The 6,281-nt window shown below is 69.2% G+C and carries 3 protein-coding genes and 1 pseudogene (1 of these 4 running past the window's edge); all 4 read left to right on the top strand.

The genetic code is table 11. The annotated features are described in order from the left end of the window. A pseudogene (locus K789_RS22710) lies at nt 1–1,661 on the top strand (Ig-like domain-containing protein) (its annotated part extends 4,323 nt beyond the left edge of the window); the annotation flags it as partial. A 91-nt stretch (nt 1,662–1,752) separates the two neighbouring features. After that, entirely contained in the window at nt 1,753–2,727 is a 975-nt protein-coding gene (locus K789_RS0109015) for an AAA family ATPase (protein ID WP_024366475.1), read from the top strand. Nucleotides 2,728–2,799: 72 nt separating this feature from the next. Continuing rightward, nucleotides 2,800–4,131, top strand: a complete 1,332-nt coding sequence (locus K789_RS0109010; protein ID WP_024366474.1) for a DUF58 domain-containing protein — start codon at nt 2,800–2,802, stop codon at nt 4,129–4,131. Then, the coding region (locus tag K789_RS0109005) for a transglutaminase-like domain-containing protein (protein WP_024366473.1) at nt 4,128–6,281 on the top strand (2,154 nt) is incomplete at its 3' end. The genes K789_RS0109010 and K789_RS0109005, both read left to right, overlap by 4 nt.

Below are 6,281 nucleotides of genomic sequence, written 5' to 3'. Positions count from 1 at the left end.
CGACCACCCCGCAGGCCGCGAGCGTGGGAGACAGCACCGCCTTGCTGAACTGGACCGCTCCCGCCGACCGTGGCTCGGCCATCACCAAGTACACGGTCTCCGGCGAGGGCGGCTACAGCCAGGACTGCTCGGCCAACTCCTGCACGCTCACCGGGCTGAGCAACAACACCAAGTACCACTTCCAGGTCACGGCCACCAACGCCCTCGGCACTTCCGAGCGGTCCCCGGCCTCTGCCGAGGTGCGCCCGGACGTCAAACCGGACACCCCGGCCGCGCCGTCGTTGACGTTCGGCGACAAGCAGCTGACCGTCAGCTGGGCGGCGCCGGCTTCCAAGGGCTCACCCGTCAAGTCCTACGATCTGGAAATTTCGCCGGCGCCGGCCGGGCAGAACGCCCAGATCCAGAACCTCACCTCGGTGAGCTATGTCTGGAAGGGCCTGACGAACGGAGTGGCCTACAAGGTCCGCGTCCTGGCCCGCAACGACGCCAAGGAGCCGTCCGAATGGAGCGCCTATTCGGCCGCCGAGACCCCGGCAGGCGCGCCCGTCACCCCGGCGGCACCGAGCGCCAGCCAGGCGGGTTCCGTGGGCACACAAAGCCAGCTCAAGGTGAGCTGGGCGGCGCCGAACAACAACGGCGACGCCGTCTCGGCCTACACGCTGACGACGCTGCGCGGCGGTTCGCCCATAGCGACCCAGCAAGTGTCCGGCACCTCGCAGAACATCACGGCGGACAACTCCGAGGCCGACTACACCTTCACCGTGGCCGCCACCAACAAGGCCGGAACGTCTGGAACGAGCCCGGGGTCAGCGCCCGTCCGGGCCGCCGGCAAGCCCGGCACCGTCTCGGGCGGCACCGTTGCCGCGCCGGGCAACAGCGGCGAGCTGAAAGTGACGTTTACGCCTCTGACCCAGGCCCAGCGCAACGGCTCGCAGGCTTCGGAGATCAGCTACCGCTGGTCCACCGCGTATGGTTCGGGCCCGATCAGTGCACCGGGCGGCACCATTTCCGGCCAGCCCAACGGCAAGAACGTCACCGTCAACATCATCGCCAGCTCCACGAAGTACAACGTGTCCGGGGACGCCAAGGCCATCGGTTCCGGCGTTCCGTATGGCCAGCCGGGAAGACCCAGCCTCACCGGCGGCACGTCGGCCAAGGGCGACGGGCAGGTGCACTGGACCTGGACCGAGCCGAACGACAACGGCCGGCCGATCAACCGGTACGAAGTGAACTACGACGGCACCGGCTGGAAGAGCGTCGGCCTGGCCCGCAGCTACGATCACAACGCCGGCGGCTGGAGCCAAAGCCACACCCTGAAGGTCCGGGCCTGCAACGGCACGGACGGGAACAACGACTGCGGCTTTGACGACACCGCCACGGCCGTTTCCGGGGCGGACCCCACGCCGCCGCTCTCCCAGATCCAGGCGCACAACAGTACCTGCCCCGGCAAGCCCGGGGTTACGGACACGTACAATCCGAGCGGCCCGTCCTGCGGCGCCGGCTGGGTGGAACGGTCCGAGGGCAAGCTGAACGTCAACTGCACCAAGGACATCTACGGTAACGGGACCCCCTGGTATCGCATGACGCAGGGGAGCCACCCGGATTGGTACGTCAAGTCCACCACGGTGGATCTCTTCGGACCCCGGCCCGGCGGGTGCTGATGCGGGCCACTAGACTGACCGCCGGACACCCCGGGGCTCCCGGCCGGCGGCACACCAAGCATTTTCAACCAGAACAGAAGAGGACCACCCCATGACCATGACCACCGAACAGGCCGAATGGTTTGCCGGCACCTTCGAGAAGCTCGTCGCGAACGTCGGCCAGGCCGTCCTGGGCAAGGCCCACGTCATCCGCCTGACCTTCACCGCGATGCTGGCCGAGGGACATGTCCTCTTCGAGGACGCCCCGGGCACCGGCAAGACCTCGCTGGCCCGGGCCCTCGCTGCCACCGTCCAGGGCTCCAACAACCGCATCCAGTTCACCCCGGACCTGCTGCCCTCCGACGTCACCGGCGTGACCATCTACGACCAGAAGACGCAGAAGTTCGAGTTCCACAAGGGGCCCATCTTCAACAACATCGTCCTGGCCGACGAAATCAACCGGGCCTCGCCCAAGACCCAGTCGGCACTGCTCGAGGTCATGGAAGAATCGCGCGTCACGGTGGACGGCACCACCTACGAGGCCGGCCGCCCGTTTATGGTGATGGCCACCCAGAACCCGATCGAGCAGGCCGGCACCTACCGGTTGCCCGAGGCCCAGCTGGACCGCTTCCTGATCAAGACCTCCATCGGCTACCCGGACCACGCCTCCACGGTGCAGCTGCTCGGCGGCGCCAACCTCAAGGACCGCTCCAAGGACATCACCCCCGTCATCACCACCCAGGCGATCGCGGACATGGCCGACCTCGCCGCGACCACCCACGTGGACACGGCGGTGCTGGAATACATCTCCCGGCTCTGCGAGGAGACCCGCAACGCCCCGGAGACCCGCCTGGGCGTTTCCGTCCGAGGCGCCCTCGCCATGGTGCGTGCCTCCAAGGTCTGGGCCGCCAGCCAGGGCCGCAACTTTGTGCTCCCGGATGACATCAAGGACCTGGCCGCCGTCGTCTGGACCCACCGCCTGGTGATGGACCCGGAAGCCGAGTTCTCCGGGGCCACCGCCGAGGCCGTGCTGGCGCGCGTGCTCGGCGAGGTTGCCGCGCCGCAGCAGCGGGCATCCCTTGTCTAAGGGCCCCGGATAGCACCAGCGTCCAGCACCACCACCGGCACCCCGTCACCCCGCACGAACAAAGGCACCCATATGTCCTCCAGCACTCCGCTGACCCGGCTTGCTGACCGCCTGCAACGGCCCTTCCACCGGGACGGCAGGCCCACCCGGCTGCATCCTGCCTCCCTCTGGGCCGAGGCCGGCAGCACCGCCCGCCTCGCCCTCGCCCCGGGCTGGCGCGCCGTCCGCGCGCACTGGCTGCGCTACGTGTGGCCGGTCCTCTCCGTGGTGAGCGTCCTGGGCTGGTCCGTGCTGGCGGCCTCGATCCTGCTGTGGACGGTCGGCCAGGCCTTCGGCTGGCAGGAAGCCAAGGCGGCCGCGATCGCAGCGTTCGTCCTGTTCGTGCTCGCCGTCGGCTTCATCCTGGGCCGGTCCTCCTACGGCGTCGTCCTGGACCTGGCCCGGACCCGGGTGGCGGTGGGGGACAGTGCCGTCGGCAGCATCGCGGTCTCCAACACCTCCGCCCGCCCCCTGCTGCCCGCGGACCTGGAACTCCCGGTCGGCGCCGCCACCGCGGTGTTCCACCTGCCCAGGATGAAACCGCAGCAGGTCCATGAGGACCTGTTCACCATCCCCACCGCGCGCCGCGCCGTGATCGTGGTGGGCCCCGTCCGCTCCGTCCGGGCGGACCCGCTGCACCTGTTGCGCCGCCAGGTGCTCTGGACCGAACCCGAGGACCTGTTCGTGCACCCGAAGACCGTGGCGCTGGCAGGCTCGGCCGCCGGGTTCATCCGCGACCTCGAAGGCATGCCCACCACCGACCTGTCCAGCGCCGATGTCTCCTTCCATGCCCTGCGCGACTACGTGCCCGGGGACGACCGGAGGCATATCCACTGGAAGACCACCGCCCGGACCAACAAGCTCATGGTCCGCCAGTTCGAGGAAACCCGCCGCGCCCACCTGGCCATCTCGCTGTCCATCAACACGGACGAATACGCCTCCGAAGAGGAATTCGAGCTTGCCATCTCCGCCGCTGCCTCGATCGGACGGCAGGCGATCCGCGAACAGCGCGACCTCGACGTGCTGACCCAGAAAGGCCCGCTGCGCTGCGAAACCGGCCGCAACATGCTCGATGACATGACCCGGATCGTCGGTGCACCGCAGCGCAAGACCGCCGTCGACCTCGCCCGGAGCCTGGCGGACACCGTCCCCAACGCCTCGGTCGTGTTCCTGGTGGTCGGCAGCAACGTCACCCCCACCCAGCTGCGCTCCGCCTCGGCCTCGGTGCCGATGGGCGTCCGCAGCCTCGCCGTCCGGCTCCAGTACGGCGCCGCGCCGGCCCGGGCCAACATCGGGGACCTGACCGTGCTGACCCTCGGCGACCTCTCGGACCTGGCCATCGTGCTGAGGAAGGCGGCAGCATGAGCACCGCAACAACGTCACGCCGCCGGAACAACACACCGGCACCGAAGCGTTCCGGCAAACCTTCCGGCTTTGCCGGCGGCCAGCCGGCCTGGCATCTCGGGCTCGACGCCGCCGCCCTCACCGTGCTGCTCGGCCTCGGTGTGCTCGGTTTCAGCCTCAGCTTCGGCGGCGACCCGTACTACCTGATCGCGGGCTTCGGCGGCATCCTGCTGGGCCTCGCCCTGGCGGCGGCCAACGTGCACTTCCGGCTGGGGCTCGTGATCACCACCGCCCTGACGCTCGGCGTGTACCTCGTCTTCGGCACCGCCCTGGCAGTCCCGGAGGCCTCGATCGCCGGCGTCCTGCCCAGCCTCGACTCGCTGCGCACCCTGCTGCTGGGTGTCGTGTTCGCCTGGAAGGACATGCTCACCGTCGGCGTTCCGGTCGGCACCGCCGGCGGAACCCTGATTGTGCCGTTCCTGAGCTCGCTCCTCACCGCGCTGGCCGCCGGGCTGCTGATCTGGCGGCGCAAGAGCCCGTACTGGCCGCTGCTGCCGGTGCTGGTGCTGTTCATCACGGGCATCGCCTTCAGCACGAACGCAGGCTTCCTTACCGTGGAACGCGGCATCTCACTCACCGTGGTCGCCATTGCCTGGGCCACCTTCCGCCGCGACGCGCTCCGCCGCAGCGACACCCGCAAGGTTTCCGTCAACCGGCTGGAGACGGACGAGGCCACCGCCCGCGCCGCCACCCTTCGCCGGCTGGGCACCGCCGCCGCCGTGATCGCCGTAGCCATCGGCATCACCGCCGTCGCGTCGCCCCTGGTCACCGCGGGCGACGACCGCAGGGTGCTGCGCAACACGATCGTGCCGCCGTTCGATCCCAAGGACTACGTCACGCCGCTGGCGAGCTTCCGGAACTTCGTCAAGGACAAAAAGGACGACAACCTCTTTGTCGTCAAGGGCCTGCCCAAGGATGCCCGGGTGCGGCTCGCCGCGCTCGACTCCTTCAACGGCACCAACTACAACATGGACCCGAACGGCTCCGGCAGCTTCAGCAAGGTCGGCGACGCGAAATCCATCAACACCCTGGCCGATGCCGGCGGGATCGTGCCCAGCAACAACTACGCCCTGGACATCACGATCGAGGACTACCAGGGTTATTTCCTGCCCGGCGGCCGCAAGACCACCGGCATCAGCTTCGCCCGCGACGGCGCCGGCGCGGCGTCCGGCCTGTACTTCAACGCCGGCACGGACACGGCGGTGACCACCAAGGGACTGGCAAAGGGTGACTCCTACCGCGTCCAGGTGGCCGATCCCGCCACCCTGGAACACGGGCAGTTGACGCAGTACGACTTCGCCAAGATCTCCCTGCCGGACCCCGCCGAGGTGCCGCCCGTCGTCGGGTCGCAGGCGAACGACCTCGCCGCCGATGCCCCCACGGCCATCGACCGGGTCCGCCAGGTCGAGGCGCACTTCCAGAAGAAGGGCGCCTTCAGCAACGGCCTGATCGCCGACGGCCAGCTCCCCAGCGTCTCCGGCCACAGTGCCAACCGCATCCGGAGCATGCTCACGGCCAAGCAGATGCTCGGCGACGACGAACAGTACGCCGTGGCGATGTCGCTCATGCTCCGCCACCTCGGCATCCCCTCCCGCGTGGTGATGGGGTTCTACCCGGATCCCAAGAGCCCGGAAAACGGCGGCGGCGAAGTGCAGATCACCGGCAAGGACGTCCACGCCTGGGTCGAAGTCGCCTTCGACCGCGTCGGCTGGGTGTCCTTCGATCCCACCCCGCCGAAGGACAACGTGCCGATCCCGCCGGATCCGGAGAACAAGTCCAAGCCCAAGCCGCAGGTGCTGCAACCGCCGCCTCCGCCGCAGGAGCCCGCGGACCTTCCGCCGGACTCCTCACCGGATGCACTGGACGCCGACGAGAAGAAAAACAACCCCTGGCTGTTCTGGGGCCCTCTCTTGACGGCGATCGGCCTCGCGCTGATCCCGGTCGGGATCCTGGCGCTGCCACTGCTGCTGATCGCCCTGCTGAAGTCCCGGCGCCGGAAGGCCCGCTTCAGCGACGGCCCCCCGACGCAGCGCGTCGGCGGCGGCTGGAACGAAGTCGTCAGCCTCGCGACCGACCTCGGCGCCGGCGTGGACAGCCGCGCCACCCGGCGG

This window comes from Arthrobacter sp. TB 26, assembly GCF_000427315.1.
In the GTDB taxonomy this organism is placed as follows: Bacteria; Actinomycetota; Actinomycetes; order Actinomycetales; family Micrococcaceae; genus Arthrobacter.
Note: the sequence above shows the minus strand (reverse complement) of the source record. Positions and strands in the feature narration are given on the sequence as shown.

Coding starts and splice junctions, on each gene's coding strand:
- K789_RS0109015 (WP_024366475.1), top strand. CDS start 1,753: ATGACCATGACCACCGAACAGGCCGAATGGTTTGCCGGCACCTTCGAG.
- K789_RS0109010 (WP_024366474.1), top strand. CDS start 2,800: ATGTCCTCCAGCACTCCGCTGACCCGGCTTGCTGACCGCCTGCAACGG.